At 43.8% G+C, this 15079-nt stretch carries 16 protein-coding genes; 1 reads left to right on the forward strand and 15 read right to left on the reverse strand.

What is annotated here, in order from left to right; genetic code table 11:
- Window positions 1-15: 15 nt before the first annotated feature.
- The 12 genes from JC525_RS05375 to ccoN form a co-directional block, all read right to left on the reverse strand.
- Window positions 16-1041 carry a patatin-like phospholipase family protein gene (locus JC525_RS05375; RefSeq protein WP_198814887.1) on the reverse strand — a complete coding sequence of 342 codons (1026 nt, stop codon included), beginning with the start codon at window positions 1039-1041 and terminating at the stop codon, window positions 16-18.
- Complete coding sequence (gene ttcA / locus JC525_RS05380; RefSeq protein ID WP_198814888.1) at window positions 1042-1995, reverse strand: tRNA 2-thiocytidine(32) synthetase TtcA; 954 nt, start codon at window positions 1993-1995, stop codon at window positions 1042-1044.
- Window positions 1996-2068: 73 nt separating this feature from the next.
- Window positions 2069-2998 carry a universal stress protein UspE gene (uspE, locus tag JC525_RS05385; protein ID WP_198814889.1) on the reverse strand — a complete coding sequence of 310 codons (930 nt, stop codon included), beginning with the start codon at window positions 2996-2998 and terminating at the stop codon, window positions 2069-2071.
- 238 nt (window positions 2999-3236) lie between these two features.
- Window positions 3237-3977, reverse strand: coding sequence for a fumarate/nitrate reduction transcriptional regulator Fnr (gene fnr / locus JC525_RS05390; protein ID WP_198814890.1), 741 nt, complete (start codon window positions 3975-3977; stop codon window positions 3237-3239).
- Between the two features lie 46 nt (window positions 3978-4023).
- A complete protein-coding gene (locus tag JC525_RS05395; protein ID WP_198814891.1) occupies window positions 4024-4683 on the reverse strand; it encodes a sulfite exporter TauE/SafE family protein in 660 nt (219 codons plus the stop codon).
- Entirely contained in the window at window positions 4670-4900 is a 231-nt protein-coding gene (ccoS, locus tag JC525_RS05400; RefSeq protein WP_105931353.1) for a cbb3-type cytochrome oxidase assembly protein CcoS, read from the reverse strand. The genes JC525_RS05395 and ccoS overlap by 14 nt, the downstream gene beginning before the upstream one ends.
- Before the next feature lies 1 nt (window position 4901).
- Window positions 4902-7334, reverse strand: a complete 2433-nt coding sequence (locus JC525_RS05405; protein ID WP_198814892.1) for a heavy metal translocating P-type ATPase — start codon at window positions 7332-7334, stop codon at window positions 4902-4904.
- Entirely contained in the window at window positions 7334-7813 is a 480-nt protein-coding gene (locus tag JC525_RS05410) for a FixH family protein (protein ID WP_198814893.1), read from the reverse strand. The genes JC525_RS05405 and JC525_RS05410 overlap by 1 nt, the downstream gene beginning before the upstream one ends.
- 216 nt (window positions 7814-8029) lie before the next feature.
- Complete coding sequence (ccoP, locus tag JC525_RS05415; protein WP_198814894.1) at window positions 8030-8983, reverse strand: cytochrome-c oxidase, cbb3-type subunit III; 954 nt, start codon at window positions 8981-8983, stop codon at window positions 8030-8032.
- A gap of 16 nt (window positions 8984-8999) precedes the next feature.
- On the reverse strand, window positions 9000-9161 hold the full coding sequence (locus JC525_RS05420) for a cbb3-type cytochrome oxidase subunit 3 (protein WP_012518547.1): 162 nt from the start codon (window positions 9159-9161) through the stop codon (window positions 9000-9002).
- 1 nt (window position 9162) lies between these two features.
- Complete coding sequence (gene ccoO / locus JC525_RS05425; protein ID WP_014949590.1) at window positions 9163-9768, reverse strand: cytochrome-c oxidase, cbb3-type subunit II; 606 nt, start codon at window positions 9766-9768, stop codon at window positions 9163-9165.
- A gap of 15 nt (window positions 9769-9783) precedes the next feature.
- On the reverse strand, window positions 9784-11217 hold the full coding sequence (gene ccoN / locus JC525_RS05430; protein WP_198814895.1) for a cytochrome-c oxidase, cbb3-type subunit I: 1434 nt from the start codon (window positions 11215-11217) through the stop codon (window positions 9784-9786).
- A gap of 228 nt (window positions 11218-11445) precedes the next feature.
- On the opposite strand from ccoN, the gene JC525_RS05435 reads away from it, so the two are divergent.
- Window positions 11446-11925: a hypothetical protein gene (locus JC525_RS05435; RefSeq protein ID WP_198814896.1), complete on the forward strand. Its 480-nt coding sequence runs from the start codon at window positions 11446-11448 to the stop codon at window positions 11923-11925.
- A gap of 236 nt (window positions 11926-12161) precedes the next feature.
- Here JC525_RS05435 and bfr (JC525_RS05440) read toward each other — a convergent pair whose 3' ends face one another.
- From bfr (JC525_RS05440) to JC525_RS05450, 3 genes are all read right to left on the reverse strand, one after another.
- Window positions 12162-12629, reverse strand: coding sequence for a bacterioferritin (gene bfr, locus JC525_RS05440; RefSeq protein WP_198814897.1), 468 nt, complete (start codon window positions 12627-12629; stop codon window positions 12162-12164).
- Window positions 12629-13105, reverse strand: a complete 477-nt coding sequence (bfr, locus tag JC525_RS05445) for a bacterioferritin (RefSeq protein ID WP_198814898.1) — start codon at window positions 13103-13105, stop codon at window positions 12629-12631. Before bfr (JC525_RS05445) ends, bfr (JC525_RS05440) begins: the two co-directional genes overlap by 1 nt.
- A gap of 133 nt (window positions 13106-13238) precedes the next feature.
- Window positions 13239-14810 carry a cation:proton antiporter family protein gene (locus tag JC525_RS05450; protein WP_198814899.1) on the reverse strand — a complete coding sequence of 524 codons (1572 nt, stop codon included), beginning with the start codon at window positions 14808-14810 and terminating at the stop codon, window positions 13239-13241.
- Window positions 14811-15079: the final 269 nt, after the last annotated feature.

Here is a 15079-nt window from a genome sequence, read left to right on the forward strand (position 1 = left end):
GTTGACGAGTTCTACCTACGTCAATAATTGATACCTAATTTGCTCGGCTAAACGCGCGATAGTCTCTTCGCCTTTCGCGCAAAGCTCTTCGGCCCTGTGAAATTCCATGATGCCAACGTCAGTGAGCTGCGGCTCAATAAGGATATCGGGCGGATCGCCTGCCAATCGAGAGCGAGTGACGCGGGCCTGGAGTATTTCAAGAGAACTGCTCATCACGCTCATAATACCTGGAGGATTTCGTTTATTTACCTTTGCTGGTACTTCAGTTAATTCCTCCTCTACTTTCTCAATGACGTCAGAAGCAATACCATCTTCCGTTTCCACGTTATCTGATGCGTTTACGTCTAGTTCATCATTGTTGGTTTCCGACGATTTTTCATCTTTGCTGTCTGGAGAAAACCACTGACGCAAAACATTTTGACTCTTAGTAAAGAAGTCCTCGGTTTTACGCTCATTCTCTTCGTGATCTTGTCTCAACTTTTCAAGACGAATAGGGCGAAAATCAGCATTAAGATTAACCGCAATCACAAAGTCTGCGCCTAATTGCCGACATAAGTTGACGGGCACCGGATTAACAACCGCACCATCAACTAACCACCTATCGCCGTGGGCCACGGGCGAAAAAAGGGCAGGGATTGCACAAGAGGCTTGAATGGTATCGCCGATAGGGCCTGAATTAAATACCACTTCACGGCCCGTATAAAGATCGGTAGCGACCGTAGCAAACGGCTTTTGCATTGCCTCGTATGAAGATTCACAAAACTCATTTGCTAGCTTATCAAACACCTTTTGACCGCTTGCAATGCCGCCGCGTCTAAGACCAACACCCATCAAGGCAAGTACCTGCCAATCGCTAAGAGAGCATGCCCATTCTTTAAGTCCTTCTAACCTGCCACTTGCGTAGGCGGCGCCAACATAAGCACCTATAGAGCATCCCGCTACCACGTCAATTTTAACGCCTAACTTCTCTAAAGCTTGAATAATACCTATGTGTGTCCAACCCCTGGCAGCACCGGCTCCTAACGCAAGTCCAATTTTCATTTATCTGGGTTCCATAATGTTTACCACTTCAATAGTGTGCTCGTCGTCATTTAACGAGGATGTCGCTTCAGTGGAGAAAGAAGGTTGATCAAAGCCTATGTCGCCATCTTCAACGGGGCCGTCTTGGGTCGTAATAGACTTAAAGTCGTGAAGATTGCTGTCAATTAAATGAGAGGGGGCCACATTTTGAAGTGCCCTAAACATCGATTCTATACGACCAGGAAACCTGCGATTCCAGTCTTGAAGCATCGCTTTAATGTTTTGGCGCTGCAGGTTTTCTTGAGAGCCGCACAGGTTACAAGGAATAATAGGAAATTCTGCCGCTTGAGAATATTTTTCAATGTCTTTTTCAGTGCAGTAAGCTAAGGGGCGAATGACAATGTGTTCGCCGTTATCGCTGACCAACTTAGGCGGCATAGATTTAAGTTTGCCACCATGGAACATATTAAGGAAAAAGGTTTCCAGCATGTCATCACGGTGGTGACCCAACGCAATTTTAGTGGCGCCAAGTTCTTTAGCCGTTCTGTACAAAATACCGCGACGTAACCGAGAGCACAGGGAACATGTTGTTTTACCCTCGGGAATTTTATCTTTTACAATTGAGTAAGTGTCTTCTTCAACAATTTTATACTCAACACCAATCTCCTCTAGGTATGTAGGGAGAATGTGCTCGGGAAAACCAGGCTGTTTTTGGTCAAGATTTACCGCAACTATATCGAAGTGGATAGGCGCAATCTTCTTTAAAAACATCAAAATATCGAGCATGGTGTAGCTGTCTTTGCCGCCAGATAGACACACCATTACCTTGTCGTTATTCTCAATCATGCCAAAATCGGCTATGGCTTTACCCACGTTGCGACGAAGACGTTTTTGAAGTTTGTTGAAGTTGTACTTTTGCTTACTCTGTGCAGCGTTCAATGCAGATGGCTCAACGCTGCTTGTGCCTAAACTCATAATTCACTAGCTTGGTTTGTGATAAAGCAAGCATTATACAATAAAGCGCCTTTTTTAAACCATGGTTGTGTCGTTAATTTTGTACCTTTAGCGGAGGAACAAAGCCATCTGGCTTGATTGCCAACACGTCACAGTTGAGTTCGTCGATTACATGTTCTGCCGTATTGCCGATAAGCGCGGCTGAAATTCCAACTCGCCCCACAGTGCCTATAATAACCAGTTCTGCGTCTATTTCCTTGGCGACTTGCGGAATAACTCTTTCTGGCAAGCCTTCTTTTACTACACATCTTTCTTCAGAAATGCCATATTTTAGGGCATGGCGACGCATTTCGGTTTGATGGTGATTTTTAACTGCATCATGATAAGTATCGGGATCGAACTCCGGCACCTCAATAGCTATGTTTAAAGGGGTAGATGGATAGCTATTCACTAAGTTAACGTTACCTTTTAATAATGCGGCATAGTCGTTCGCAATAATTGTAAGCTTGTCATTAAGTGCAGCGTGCTCGTCATCTTCACTTCCAACATTCACCGCTGCGATAATTTCACCACCTTCTGGCCAGTCATGTTCTTTGACCAGTAAAACCGGGCGAGGGCATTTACGCATTAAATGCCAGTCTGTTGGTGTAAAAATAACAGACGCCAAGTCATCATGGTTTTTGGTTGCTTTTACCACAAGATCAATTTGGTTATTAAGTGCGTAGTAAATGATGGATTCGAAAGCACGGTTGTTCCATTCAACAACGATATCGGCTTCTGCGAAGCCTTGTTTTTTTAATTGTTCAGAAAGCCACTTTCCTTGCTCTTTAGTTACAGCATCGCGCATGGCTTCGCGTTCATCGGGGCTTAGCATCGTCGTCATGTCATAAGAAAAGTCGTAGACCACCATCATAGCGGTCACTGTCGCACCTGTTTTTGACGCGAGTTCATAGGCACGACTTAATGCAGGTTGGTTATCCCGTTCAGCATCTACAACGGCAAGAATTCGTTTATACTCAATCATAACATCTCCCGGTAAGCTCACAGTTCGATGGGGCGATAAATAAAGCTATTTGTTTTCGTTCATCCTCTTTAACTATAAACGACATTTGGGAAAACGTGTTGTTTTAGGTCAATAATTATACTGCTGATAGGCCTCTCAAATAGCGAAAATCAAAGTATGGGTTAGGAGGTAAGTTAAAATGAAGCAAATAAAAAACGCGCATTAAGCGCGTTCTTAAACAATTAAACGAGTAAAACTGCTAGCCATTACATACTACGCTTGGTCCATTGAGAGCGGACAGCCTACTTTCTAACAATTCGAAATTTAGAATTGTGATAAGTCTGCCATCTACCTTTATGATGTTGTCTTTTTGGAAGCGACTTAGCAGGCGGCTGATGGTTTCTATGGTTAAACCGAGATAGTTACCTATTTCATTTCGTGTCATCGTTAAATGAAACTCACGGTGAGAAAAACCTCGCTCCTCAAATCGCTGAGATAAGTGAGAGATAAAATATAATAATCGCTCTTCAGCGGTACGCTTGTTGAGAAGCATGATCAAATCGTGATCTTGTTTTATTTCTGCACTCATAAAACTCATTATCTGATGTCGAAGTTTCGGAAACTGAACCGACATTTCATCTAATGTTTCGTAAGGAAGTTCACAGACCATCGCCGTTTCTAACGCAGACGTGTAACTCTGATGCTTATTTTCACGCAGCGCATCAAAGCCGATAATATCGCCGGGAAAGTGAAAACCTGTAATTTGCTCTTCACCTTCAGAATTGGTTACAAACGACTTGAAAGAACCGGTTCTAACGGCAAACAGTGAACGGAATGTATCGCCAGTTTGGATAAGCGTATCGCCTTTATGAAGCGGCTTTTTGCGCTCGATAATGTCGTCTAAAGACTCAATTTCTGTCTTGTTCAGTGCAACCGGTAGACAGAGGTGGCTGAAACTGCAGTTCTGACAGTGAATTGAAAATTGGCTTCCTTTGCTCATAACACTTGCTCTTTTATAATTGAACAAAACAATAATACCTATTTTTTTATAGGATTGCGCCCTGAATAAGATAAATAGCATAGATAGCCATTATACTTGCAATAAGTTGTCTTACGTCGTTTCGCTGAAAAGCACTCACTAGATATTGACTACCCGCACTGGCGGCGAGCAGTGTGGGCAACGTTCCCAACCCAAAGAAAAACATTATACTAGCGCCTTGCAGTGCGTTCCCTGCAGCCAATGACCAGGTGAGTGTGGAATACACCAACCCGCAAGGCAACCAGCCCCAGATAAAACCATAAGGTATCGCGCTAATTGGGGTTTTAAAGGGTAAGAAACGCTTAGAAAGAGGTTGAAGTTTAGAAAATAGGCCTTTACCTGCGCTTTCTAACAGGGTTAGACCTGTCCACCATTTACCCAAATAGCAGGCAAGTAAAAGCAGCATGGTGCCGCTAAGAAGTGAAAGAGCATAGTTGGCAAGAGGAACATAATCGGCCGCAATTTTACCTAATGTACCTGTTATTGCACCTGCAATCGTATAGCTAGCAATCCGGCCCATATTATAAGCGAGTGTATACGGTACAGCGGAGGCGCCTTTTGGCGAGACCATTCTGAGCGCTGCAACGATCCCTCCACACATTCCCACACAATGAACACCGCCCGCCAGGCCGATAAGAAAAGCAGAGAAGTAGTTAATCCCGTCCATTATCTTCTTTGTTCTTCATTGCCTTACTCTCTTGAAGCTGCTTGCGCTGTTCAGCCAGCTTTTTTTCTTCAGGAGACAAATCATCGTCAAAAAGAATACTGTAGCCTTGTCTGTCTAAGTCCTCGAATTGATTAGTCTTTACCGCCCAAAAGAAAATCACAATAGCGACCGCAACTATGATGATGGCGATAGGAATTAATACGTAAATGATACTCATGCTATTTGCTCAAAAGTCGCGTTGAGTTAGTAACGACAATAATACTGCTTAATGACATACCAACAACAGCCATCCACGGTGATAGTAAGCCAGACACGGCGAAAGGCAAAATTAGAACGTTGTAACCTACAGACCAGCCAATGTTTTGTCTTATCTTTTGTTTCACTTGATGAGACGTGCTAATAAGTACTGGAACGGATAAGAGTTGGTCCCCAAGCAAAATAACATCGGCGGCGGTTTTAGCAACATCTGTAGCGTTGCCTACCGCTATTGCCACGTCTGCGCTTGCAAGTACCGGTGCGTCGTTGATCCCGTCACCCATCATCATTACTTTGGCACCAGAGTGCTGCATAGCCTGAACTGCTTCGTACTTTTGTTCTGGCGTAAGCCCACCTTTAGCTGTTTCGATTGGCAATGATGCGGTTAGTGAGTCCACGTTTTGTTGTGTATCGCCGCTTAAGACGGTAAGAGTGTGGCTTTTTACCAGGATATCGAGGGTTTCCTGTGTATCTTCGCGCAGTGTATCTCGTACTTCAAACGCCGCCATAATACGGCCTTTTACAGTGAGAAATACGTTGGCAGAAGGGTACTCTTCAATAAACGCTTGCTGTGACTCGTGCACGCAAAACGCAGCAGACCCCATTGAAAACAAGGTGTCATTGATTTCACCACTGATCCCGCCTCCAGGCGCTACGGTAAAATTAACCACCTTGTGCACTGTGTAATCGGCAGGTTTGTAGTCATCATTAGAGGCTTTATCACCCGTAAATGCCTTGGCAATGGGGTGTTCAGAACGAGACTCTAGCGCGCGGGCAATTGAAAGCGCGCTGTCGCTATCGACGCCGTCAGCGTACCAAGCACTTGAAATGGTGAACTTGCCCTTAGTAAGTGTTCCTGTTTTGTCTAGTGCAATGGTGTCAATGCCCGTAATTTGCTCTAACGCATCGGCGCGTTTAAGCAAAATGCCTTGCCTGTTCAATTTTGCCATAGCACAGGTGAGCGCTGATGGTGTGGCTAAACCTAATGCGCAAGGGCAGGTTGCAACGAGCACTGATATAGTTATCCAAAAGGCATCATCGCTACCTTGGTACCACCAAAATCCATAGGTTAACGCTGAGATCATCAGCACGGCTGTAACGAAGTATCGAGAAAAATTATCCGCTATCTGCGCAGCTTTTGGCTTGCTAGCCATTGCACTTGCTTGGAGCCTGACAATTTGGTTTACCAGCGCGTTTTTGAGGGTTTGGGTTACGATAATGGTTAGGCTGCCGTCTTGACACACCGTACCGCCGTAGACAACGCTATTGTTCTCCTTGCGCACCGGGTTAAACTCGCCGGTAAGCATAGACTCGTCAACCGATGCATGACCTTCGGATACTACGCCATCGATAGGAATTGTCTCTCCGGGTTTAACCAGTACCACGTCGTTTATTTGTAGTTGTTTTGCTAAGCATTCGGTAACGCTGCCATCTGACATTAACTTCGTGGCTGAAACCGGGACATATTGCATCATGTTAGCGGAGATCTGCGCAGCGCGATGCCGACTACGATGTTCCAAGAACCGGCTGAGTAACAGCAGAAAAATGAACATACAGATAGACTCAAAATACACTTCGCCTTGTTCAAGAACCGTGGAACGTATTCCGGCAATGTAAGTACCGAAAATGGCGAGCGTAACAGGCACGTCCATATTCACCGTTTTTGCGCTTAACGCTTTGGCGGCGCCAACATAAAACGTGCTGCCGGAATAAAGCACTACAGGCGTGGTAAGCGTTAGGGCTACCCAGTAGAAATATTGGCGAGTTTCAAGCTCTATGGCCCCAAACCAGTCAAAATAGAGCCCCGTCATTAGCATCATGACCTGCATAGTCATAATGCCTGCGAGACCCAGCTTTTTTAAGAAGGTTTTTTGTTCACGTTTATAGCTGGCTTCGTGTTCATCAGGGTGAAACGGCGAACCTACGTAGCCAATTCTTTTCAGCGTAGAAAGAATTTGGCTAAGTTTTATTTGCAATGGCGACCAGGTAACCAGCGCGCGACGCTCTTGAACGTTGACCGCAACTTGCTTTATGCCTTCTACTTTCGATAGTTGTTTTTCAATTAACCAACCACAGGCCGCACAAGTAATACCTTCAAGGGTCAACTGTATCTGCTTATCCTGACCTTCGTCGAAAACAAATTCCTCTTGTAGGGAGGGGTCGTCATACACCTTAAGTTTATCGAGGGTCTCTAAAATGCCGTCGTCAGACTTTTGAGCAGGTTCGGTTCTGAATTGATAATAGTCTTCAAGGCCATTCGATACGATGGCTTCGGCTACTGCTAAACAGCCAGGGCAACACATGTCACGCTGCTGACCTAAAATAACCGTTCTAAACTTATTCTCGTCGTGGTTCGCTATGGGCAAGCCACAATGGTAACAATCGTGCTTTGCCATTACGGATTAAATTTCATTTTTCCCTCATGGGGAAGATAGATCGTGTTTTGAATTTTCCAGCTTTCGTCAATTGGTGTTAGCGATACACGCCATTTACCATCTAAACTTTCTTCTACAAAACCGCGATAAATTCCGTTGGCATCACGACTTAGCAATACGCTTACGTCACGATCTTCAAGCGTCACGTGATAAAAACTGAGTTTAACGGCGTTTCCGTCTTGTGGAATACCTGAGTGAAATTCAAGGGCAATGCTGCCATCTGTAATAGTCAGATCCGTCGTTATGTTTAAACGCTTTGCTACGGCTTCTTTGTCTAGGCTTACGTTGATTGCTTTACCTTCTTTGTAATAATCGTCGATTACCAGACTATCTTCTGTAGATATCGCAAGATTGAGCAACACACCGCCCATGATCAGGGTAATAACTGGAACGGCAATTAAGAACCAAGGCCAGAACTCTTTATACCAGGGTCTATTCATTAGAATTTTTACTCTTGATTAATTCGCTAACAACATATTTATAAATACTGCCTAAAAAGCTTCACTGTTAGGTAATACCCATAAATAGAGTGTTAGTTAAATTGGATAAAAGTGTCTGAATTTAACTCGCTACAGCACTTTGTATATCGCTGTATTTTCTCATAAAAAAAGCCTCGTAGTAACGAGGCTTTCTAAGATATTTAATGATTTAAATCATTAATCATTTGAAAGGCTGTAAACGTACGCTGCAACAACGTGAATTTTGTCTTCACCCAAGGTTTTCTTGAATGAAGGCATTACACCGTTACGACCATAAGTAAGCGTTTCTGTCACTGCTCTATGGCTGCCGCCGTAAAGCCAGATATTATCGGTAAGATTTGGTGCACCAAGCATTTGGTTACCTTTACCGTCCATACCGTGACATGCCGCACATGCTGCGAAACGCGCTTTACCGGCCTCTGCAAGCTGTGGGTCCACATCGCGACCGCTTAGGCTAAGTACGTAGTTAACCACTTCTTCGATACCGTCTTCACCCATCGCATCAAGCCATGCAGGCATTGCTGCTTGACGACCAAGCGTAAGGGTTTCAACGATTTTCGCACCTGAACCGCCGTACAACCAATCGTTATCGGTTAGGTTAGGGAAGCCGCCATTTTGACCACGTGCATCTGAACCGTGACACTGAGAGCAATTTTGCAGGAACAAACGCTGACCTACTTTATTTGCCTCTGGGTCTTTAGCCAGTTCTTCAACAGGAACTTGTGCGTAGGCTTCGAAGATCGGGTCGAACTTCTCAGCAGCGAAATCAAGTTCACGGTCATACTCTACTAGATAGCCTTGCTCTTTTGCGTCGATACGCGCCTGAACAGACTCTTCTAGCGATTGGATATTCTGGTTTGAACTCTTCCAACCCAAAATACCTTCATATGCACCCAGGCCAGGATAAAGCGCTAGGTATAAAAAGCCCCAAACGATGGTCATGTAGAACATAATTGTCCACCAGCGAGGAAGTTGATTATTCAACTCCTCAATACCATCGAATTTGTGGCCCATTGACTCACCTTCAGGTACACCGGTCTTGTTCGCAAGGGTCCAGCGTAGAAGGAAGTAGCAACCAATGATTAACCCTAGGGTTATCACTGAAATCCAAATTGTCCAAAACATACTCATGAGTTCGAGACTCCTGCTAATCTTCTTTTGATTTTTCTTTTTCTTCGTCTGCAAACGGTAAGTTTGCAGCTTCATCGAATTTCTTCTTGTTGCGGCCGCTAAACGCCCACCACACAACACCGATGAAGCTTACAAAGACGATGACAGTAAAAATGCTGCCTACAATTCCTTGGTCCATATTATTTCAAATGTGTGCCAAGAGACTGAAGGTAAGCAATAAGGGCCTGCATTTCCGTTTTACCCTGTACTGCCGCTTTCGCACCCGCGATATCTTCGTCGGTATACGGAACGCCAAAGCCACGGAATACTTCCATTTTTTCAGCTGTTAACTCGCCATTAAGCGTGTTTTCCGCAAGCCAAGGAAACCCTGGCATATTCGACTCTGGTACTACGTTACGAGGATTAAGCAGGTGAACTCGGTGCCATTCATCGCTGTAACGACCACCAACACGTGCTAAGTCAGGGCCAGTACGCTTGGAACCCCAAAGGAAAGGGTGTTCCCATACTGACTCACCAGCAACGCTGTAATGACCATAACGTTCAGTTTCTGCGCGGAATGGACGAATCATCTGGCTGTGACAACCTACACAACCTTCACGGATGTAGATGTCACGGCCTTCAAGCTCAAGCGCGGTATATGGACGTAAGCCTGTTACCGGTTCCATGGTTTGCTGTTGAAACATCAACGGCGTAATTTGCACCATGGCACCAAAGCTGATAGCGATAAGAATTAATACCGTTAACAGACCGACATTCTTTTCAATTAACTCATGTGCGTTTTTCATTATTCGTCTCCTTTACTACGCTGGCTGAGTCGCTGGGTCTGCAGCGATACTGCCTTTAGGTGCACGAACGGTTTTCCATGTGTTGTATGCCATAACAAGCATACCCGCTACCACGAAACAACCACCAATGAAACGAACCACATAGAACGGCTTAGACGCTTCTAATGACTCAACAAAGCTATAGGTTAACGTACCGTCAGCATTTACTGCACGCCACATTAGACCCTGTAGTACACCAGACATCCACATTGCAACGATGTATAGAACAACACCGATAGTTGCGAACCAGAAGTGCACGTTAACTAGCTTGGTACTGTACATTGCACGCTGACCGAATAGCACTGGAATCAAGTGGTAAATTGAACCAATTGAAACCATTGCAACCCAACCTAGCGCACCAGAGTGTACGTGACCAATGGTCCAGTCAGTGTAGTGAGATAGTGCGTTAACGGTTTTGATTGCCATCATTGGACCTTCGAAGGTAGACATACCATAGAAAGACAATGAAACAATTAGGAAACGCAGTACTGGGTCAGTGCGAAGCTTATGCCACGCGCCAGAAAGCGTCATGATACCGTTAATCATACCACCCCAAGATGGAACGAATAGGATAATAGACATCACCATACCTAGTGACTGAGTCCAGTCTGGTAGGGCAGTGTAGTGAAGGTGGTGAGGACCAGCCCAAATATACAGAGAGATAAGTGCCCAGAAGTGAACAATTGAAAGTCTGTATGAATAAACCGGGCGACCAGCTTGCTTAGGTACGAAGTAGTACATCATACCAAGGAAGCCCGCAGTCAGGAAAAAACCTACCGCGTTGTGGCCGTACCACCACTGCATCATCGCATCTACGGCGCCTGCATACAGTGAATACGATTTAGTGAAAGACACCGGAATCGCCATGCTGTTACCAATATGAAGAATTGCAACAGTTAACATGAACGCACCTAAAAACCAGTTCGCTACATAAATGTGCGATACTTTACGGATTACTAGGGTTCCAAAGAAGTTGATGATATAAGCGACCCAAACCAATGCCAAAAGGATATCGATTGGCCATTCTAGTTCAGCGTATTCTTTTGAGCTGGTTAACCCCAAAGGCAGGGTAATAACAGCTAAAACGATAACGGCTTGCCAACCCCAAAAGGTAAATGCGGCAAGCTTGTCACTGAACAGTCTTACCTGGCAGGTACGCTGAACGATGTAGTACGACGTTGCAAATAGCGCACAGCCGCCGAAGGCAAATATAACGGCATTAGTGTGCAACGGGCGCAAACGTGAGAATGTTAGCCATGGTGTATCGAAGTTAAGCATAGGTGCAAATAGTTGCGCGGCAATAAATACCCCTAGGCCCATACCTACAATACCCCAGACTATGGTCATGATGGTAAATTGCCTAACTACTTTATAATTGTAGTCAGGTTGTGCTTGGCTTATTTCACTCATTTTAATGAATCTTCCACTTCAAATGAACTATGGTCTCCAACTGCCGGAATAGTGCGGTCGAGACGTGTATCAGCAAGGAATAACGCTTCACACCGAGCTCGGAAAGAGTAATAATTATTGTCTCCAAGCCAGTTGGTACGCGGATGATAAGGTTTTTAATTACAAAAAGATACCATAAACTACCTAAGCTTGATCTCCGTCAATGAAGAAATATACAAAATTTAAGAAATGCTAAATAATCATAACAATAAACGATCAAAATTTTTACATTCACAGCTGCCATTAATCGCCATCGTTGTCGTTGCTGTGTGTGTTTACCTTGCCCAAGAATTTCAATCATCACCTTTAAACGCAAATCGCATAGTTAACGGAATAGGAAATAGCTGCAATTTTGTCAATGAAGCTTGCGAATTCTTAATTGATGACAAGTTAGCGATTGCCACATTTTCAACCATGCCTGAGCCCGAAGAATCAGTAACGTTGAAAATTATAGTTCCTGAAGATCAGGAAATCGAAAGTGCCTGGATTGAAGGAGTTAACATGTACATGGGCAAAGTTCCTGTGCTGTTAGAGAATGACGGTAAGGGAGCGTGGTCAGGTTGGTTTATGTTAGGAGCATGCAGCGAACCGGTAATGAAATGGCAATTGCGGCTTAACATTAAAGATAAGGAAAGCCCAAACTACTTATACTTTGTTACGCAATATTAATCGTTAATCATTGAAACATGGGTGAGAAATTACAAATTAGCAGCACTAGACTAAAAGTGGCAAATGCCTGGAAAACTCATATGAGCGCAAGATGACCCAATAAACCGCTAGCACAAAACATTAGGCAACAGAAATAACGTTAACCACGGGGTGGTGAACAGTTAAATAGGTAAAACGAAGAACGGCAGCGCTAATGGCTGCCGTTCTTAAATAGTGATTTGAAAGTAAAGCGCTATCTACATTTGTGATTGCAGATAGTTTGATAAGCCTAAGCGTTTAATAAGGCCCAGCTGTTGCTCTAACCAATGGGCATGGTCCATTTCTGTATCGTCTAATAGCACGATAAGCATGTCGCGAGTTACATAGTCTTTTTCGGTTTCGCAAATTGCAATTACTTCGCGCAACTTCGCGTCTACCTCATATTCAACCCGAAGATCGCTTTCAAGCATCTCAGGTACATCTGTGCCCACTTTAAACCCAGTACGCTTCGTCATGTCAGGCGTACCTTCTAAAAACAGCATACGCTCAATTAGCTTCGTTGCGTGTCCACGTTCATCGTCGAACTCGTGGTCGATACGCTCATAAAGCTTCTTAAAACCCCAATCAAGATACATCTGAGAGTGAATGAAGTACTGATCCATGGCAGCTAACTCATAAGAGAGTAGTTCATTTAAGCCATCGATGATTGCTTGGTTACCTTTCATTAGTCATCTCCCATTACTTGCGCTTGTAAATAGTTTTCAATACCCATCGCATCAATTTGGTATTCTTGCGTCTCAATCCAGTCTAAATGTTCTTCTTCGTATTCAAGTAGGTCTTCAAGAAGCTCTCGAGACACATAATCTTGTTTTTCCTCGCACAGTGCTATGGCGTCACGAAGAATAGGAAGCTGCTCTTTTTGAAAACGTGCGTCGCAAGATAGCATTTCAGCGGTGTCTTCACCGATATAAAGCTTACCTAGTGCTTGAAGGTTAGGCAGGCCCTCTAGAAAGAGAATACGTTCGATAAGATCGTCGGCCTGCTTCATATCCTTAATGGATTTCTTATAGTTCTTTTCGTTGAGCTCTGAAAAACCCCAGTTTTTGAACATACGAGCGTGCAGAAAGTATTGATTTATCGAAGTAAGTTCGCTTGTTAGTACTTCGTTCAATTTTGCAACGACTTGTTTATCACCTTGCATTGTGAAAACCCTTTTAACCTATTTGTTTGAAGTGTAGTCTTATTTTAGCGCTCTGTCAAAAAAACCTTTTAAAACATATGTTTACAAACGATAACGTTTCTCAATTCATCCATTGTTCGCATTTAGAACCGCATTACTGTTGTGTTTGGGCGTAAGCTAAACTCTCTTCAGCAAAACCAAGCCCCGCTTCGGTAAAGAAATTAAACACTTTATCAACGCCGTTCTCTAGAAGGTATGACACTTCATCTTCATAGCGGGCAATGGCCGCCACTTTACCTGTATACCCAGCATTCTTGAGCTGACGGGCAATGTTGATGGAGTCTTGGATAGAAGGTAGAGCCAGTAACACTAACCGAACGTGCTTTAAATCTAAGTTGTCCCATAAGTCTACGTCTTCGCCATCACCACAAATTACATTATATCTTTCAGCCGACATTTCTTTTATTTTCATTCTGTCAGCATCCATACCCCACACGTTAACATCGCTTAGTTTTGACAACGCGTTAAACGCTCCTCGTCCAACACGACCCATACCCAAGACTAAAAACTCTGCGTTATTTAACGTCGGATAAACGTCTTCTTTTAAACGTTCTTCCTTTTCAAAACGTTTTATCAGGTGTTTGTAACTGTGATATTGAGAATGGGAATTCCGATAAAGCACACTGGTAATAACGAACGAGATAGAAACAGCAAGCGCAATTACGACCAACCATGTATTCGCGATTAGCCCTAATGACACTGCTAATGCACCCACGATAAGCCCAAACTCGCTATAGTTAGAAAGCACCAAACTGCTTAAATAGGCTGTTCGTCCTCGCAAACGTAGCGAAGTAAATAAGCCGAAAAAGAGCGCTGCTTTTAATGGAATGAATAAACAGAAAATAAATGCAAGGGTAATCATGCCCAGATCAGGTAGCGCAGTGAGCCCGATGGTTAGGAAAAAACCAATTAATAAAAGATCTTTAAAGCTAAGCAGTGACTTCGCAAGTTCCGATGCTTTTTCGTGTTGAGCCAGCATAATCCCAAAAATTAGTGCACCCAAGTCACCTTTTATATTAACCAGCTCAAATACGTGGTATCCACCTAACGCCAAAATAAACCCGGTAAGCGGAAGTAGCTCTCCGTGACCCGACTTATTTAGCATCTTTTTAATGATGGGCATCGCAGGGAACAAGGCTAATAAAGCTAGCGCCCATATAGAGGGAAGTTTGCCTGTTGCTACCACAAGGAAGACAACCGCAAACACATCCTGCATTACTAAAATACCAATGGCTAAACGACCATGGCGGGTTTTGCTTTCTCCACTTTCTTCTAAAACTTTGACAACACACACTGTACTACTAAAACTCAGCGCAAAGGCGATAAGTGCTGCGCTTTTCCAGCTTAGTCCATCGACGAAACTTGCTGCAATGGCGCCTAGAAGATAAACACAGCAAGTAATAATGCCCACCCAAACCAGTGTGTGGGTAACGCTTCCAGCCCAAACCTCCCGTCGGCTTAAATCTCTGATATTCAGTTTTAAACCAATGGTGAAAAGCATAATCGTAATGCCCAAATTAGCGATTTGGGTTAAATCTTCGGTTAACGTATAGCCTGCAAAATTAAGTAAAAAACCGGCGACGAGATAGCCGACGAGAGGAGGAATGCCGATGAGTTTAACTGTTAAGCCGCACACAAATGCGAAGAGAAGAAATGCATACTCCATGAATTACCTTTCAAAATGTTGAACGTAAAATCCGTTATTCTCAAATAAGGTTATAATATTTAAAGCACCAAATGATGTCTTGAGGTTTTGAAAAGCCAGCTTAAAAGCCAAAGGTTCCTCATTTAAACGCAAGCCTAAGACTAGCACGTAATAACTTGTTTTCGCAGCTAAAAAAACAGAAAAAGCGACACTTATAGGTTATGCGTAACTAAATCTTGTTCGACCTATGGTAATAGATTATCGCTATATTTCAGTGAATTAACGCAAAT

Source organism: Alteromonas sp. IB21 (assembly GCF_016405965.1).
In the GTDB taxonomy this organism is placed as follows: Bacteria; Pseudomonadota; Gammaproteobacteria; order Enterobacterales; family Alteromonadaceae; genus Alteromonas.

Bases quoted from the DNA above. Each gene is read 5' to 3' on its own strand.
- ccoO (WP_014949590.1), bottom strand. From the start codon at position 9,768: ATGAAAAACGCACATGAGTTAATTGAAAAGAATGTCGGTCTGTTAACG.
- JC525_RS05375 (WP_198814887.1), bottom strand. From the start codon at position 1,041: ATGAAAATTGGACTTGCGTTAGGAGCCGGTGCTGCCAGGGGTTGGACA.
- JC525_RS05450 (WP_198814899.1), bottom strand. From the start codon at position 14,810: ATGGAGTATGCATTTCTTCTCTTCGCATTTGTGTGCGGCTTAACAGTT.
- JC525_RS05410 (WP_198814893.1), bottom strand. From the start codon at position 7,813: ATGAATAGACCCTGGTATAAAGAGTTCTGGCCTTGGTTCTTAATTGCC.
- JC525_RS05395 (WP_198814891.1), bottom strand. From the start codon at position 4,683: ATGGACGGGATTAACTACTTCTCTGCTTTTCTTATCGGCCTGGCGGGC.
- uspE (WP_198814889.1), bottom strand. From the start codon at position 2,998: ATGATTGAGTATAAACGAATTCTTGCCGTTGTAGATGCTGAACGGGAT.
- ttcA (WP_198814888.1), bottom strand. From the start codon at position 1,995: ATGAGTTTAGGCACAAGCAGCGTTGAGCCATCTGCATTGAACGCTGCA.
- JC525_RS05405 (WP_198814892.1), bottom strand. From the start codon at position 7,334: ATGGCAAAGCACGATTGTTACCATTGTGGCTTGCCCATAGCGAACCAC.
- fnr (WP_198814890.1), bottom strand. From the start codon at position 3,977: ATGAGCAAAGGAAGCCAATTTTCAATTCACTGTCAGAACTGCAGTTTC.
- JC525_RS05435 (WP_198814896.1), top strand. From the start codon at position 11,446: ATGCTAAATAATCATAACAATAAACGATCAAAATTTTTACATTCACAG.
- bfr (WP_198814897.1), bottom strand. From the start codon at position 12,629: ATGAAAGGTAACCAAGCAATCATCGATGGCTTAAATGAACTACTCTCT.
- bfr (WP_198814898.1), bottom strand. From the start codon at position 13,105: ATGCAAGGTGATAAACAAGTCGTTGCAAAATTGAACGAAGTACTAACA.
- JC525_RS05420 (WP_012518547.1), bottom strand. From the start codon at position 9,161: ATGGACCAAGGAATTGTAGGCAGCATTTTTACTGTCATCGTCTTTGTA.
- ccoS (WP_105931353.1), bottom strand. From the start codon at position 4,900: ATGAGTATCATTTACGTATTAATTCCTATCGCCATCATCATAGTTGCG.
- ccoP (WP_198814894.1), bottom strand. From the start codon at position 8,983: ATGAGTATGTTTTGGACAATTTGGATTTCAGTGATAACCCTAGGGTTA.
- ccoN (WP_198814895.1), bottom strand. From the start codon at position 11,217: ATGAGTGAAATAAGCCAAGCACAACCTGACTACAATTATAAAGTAGTT.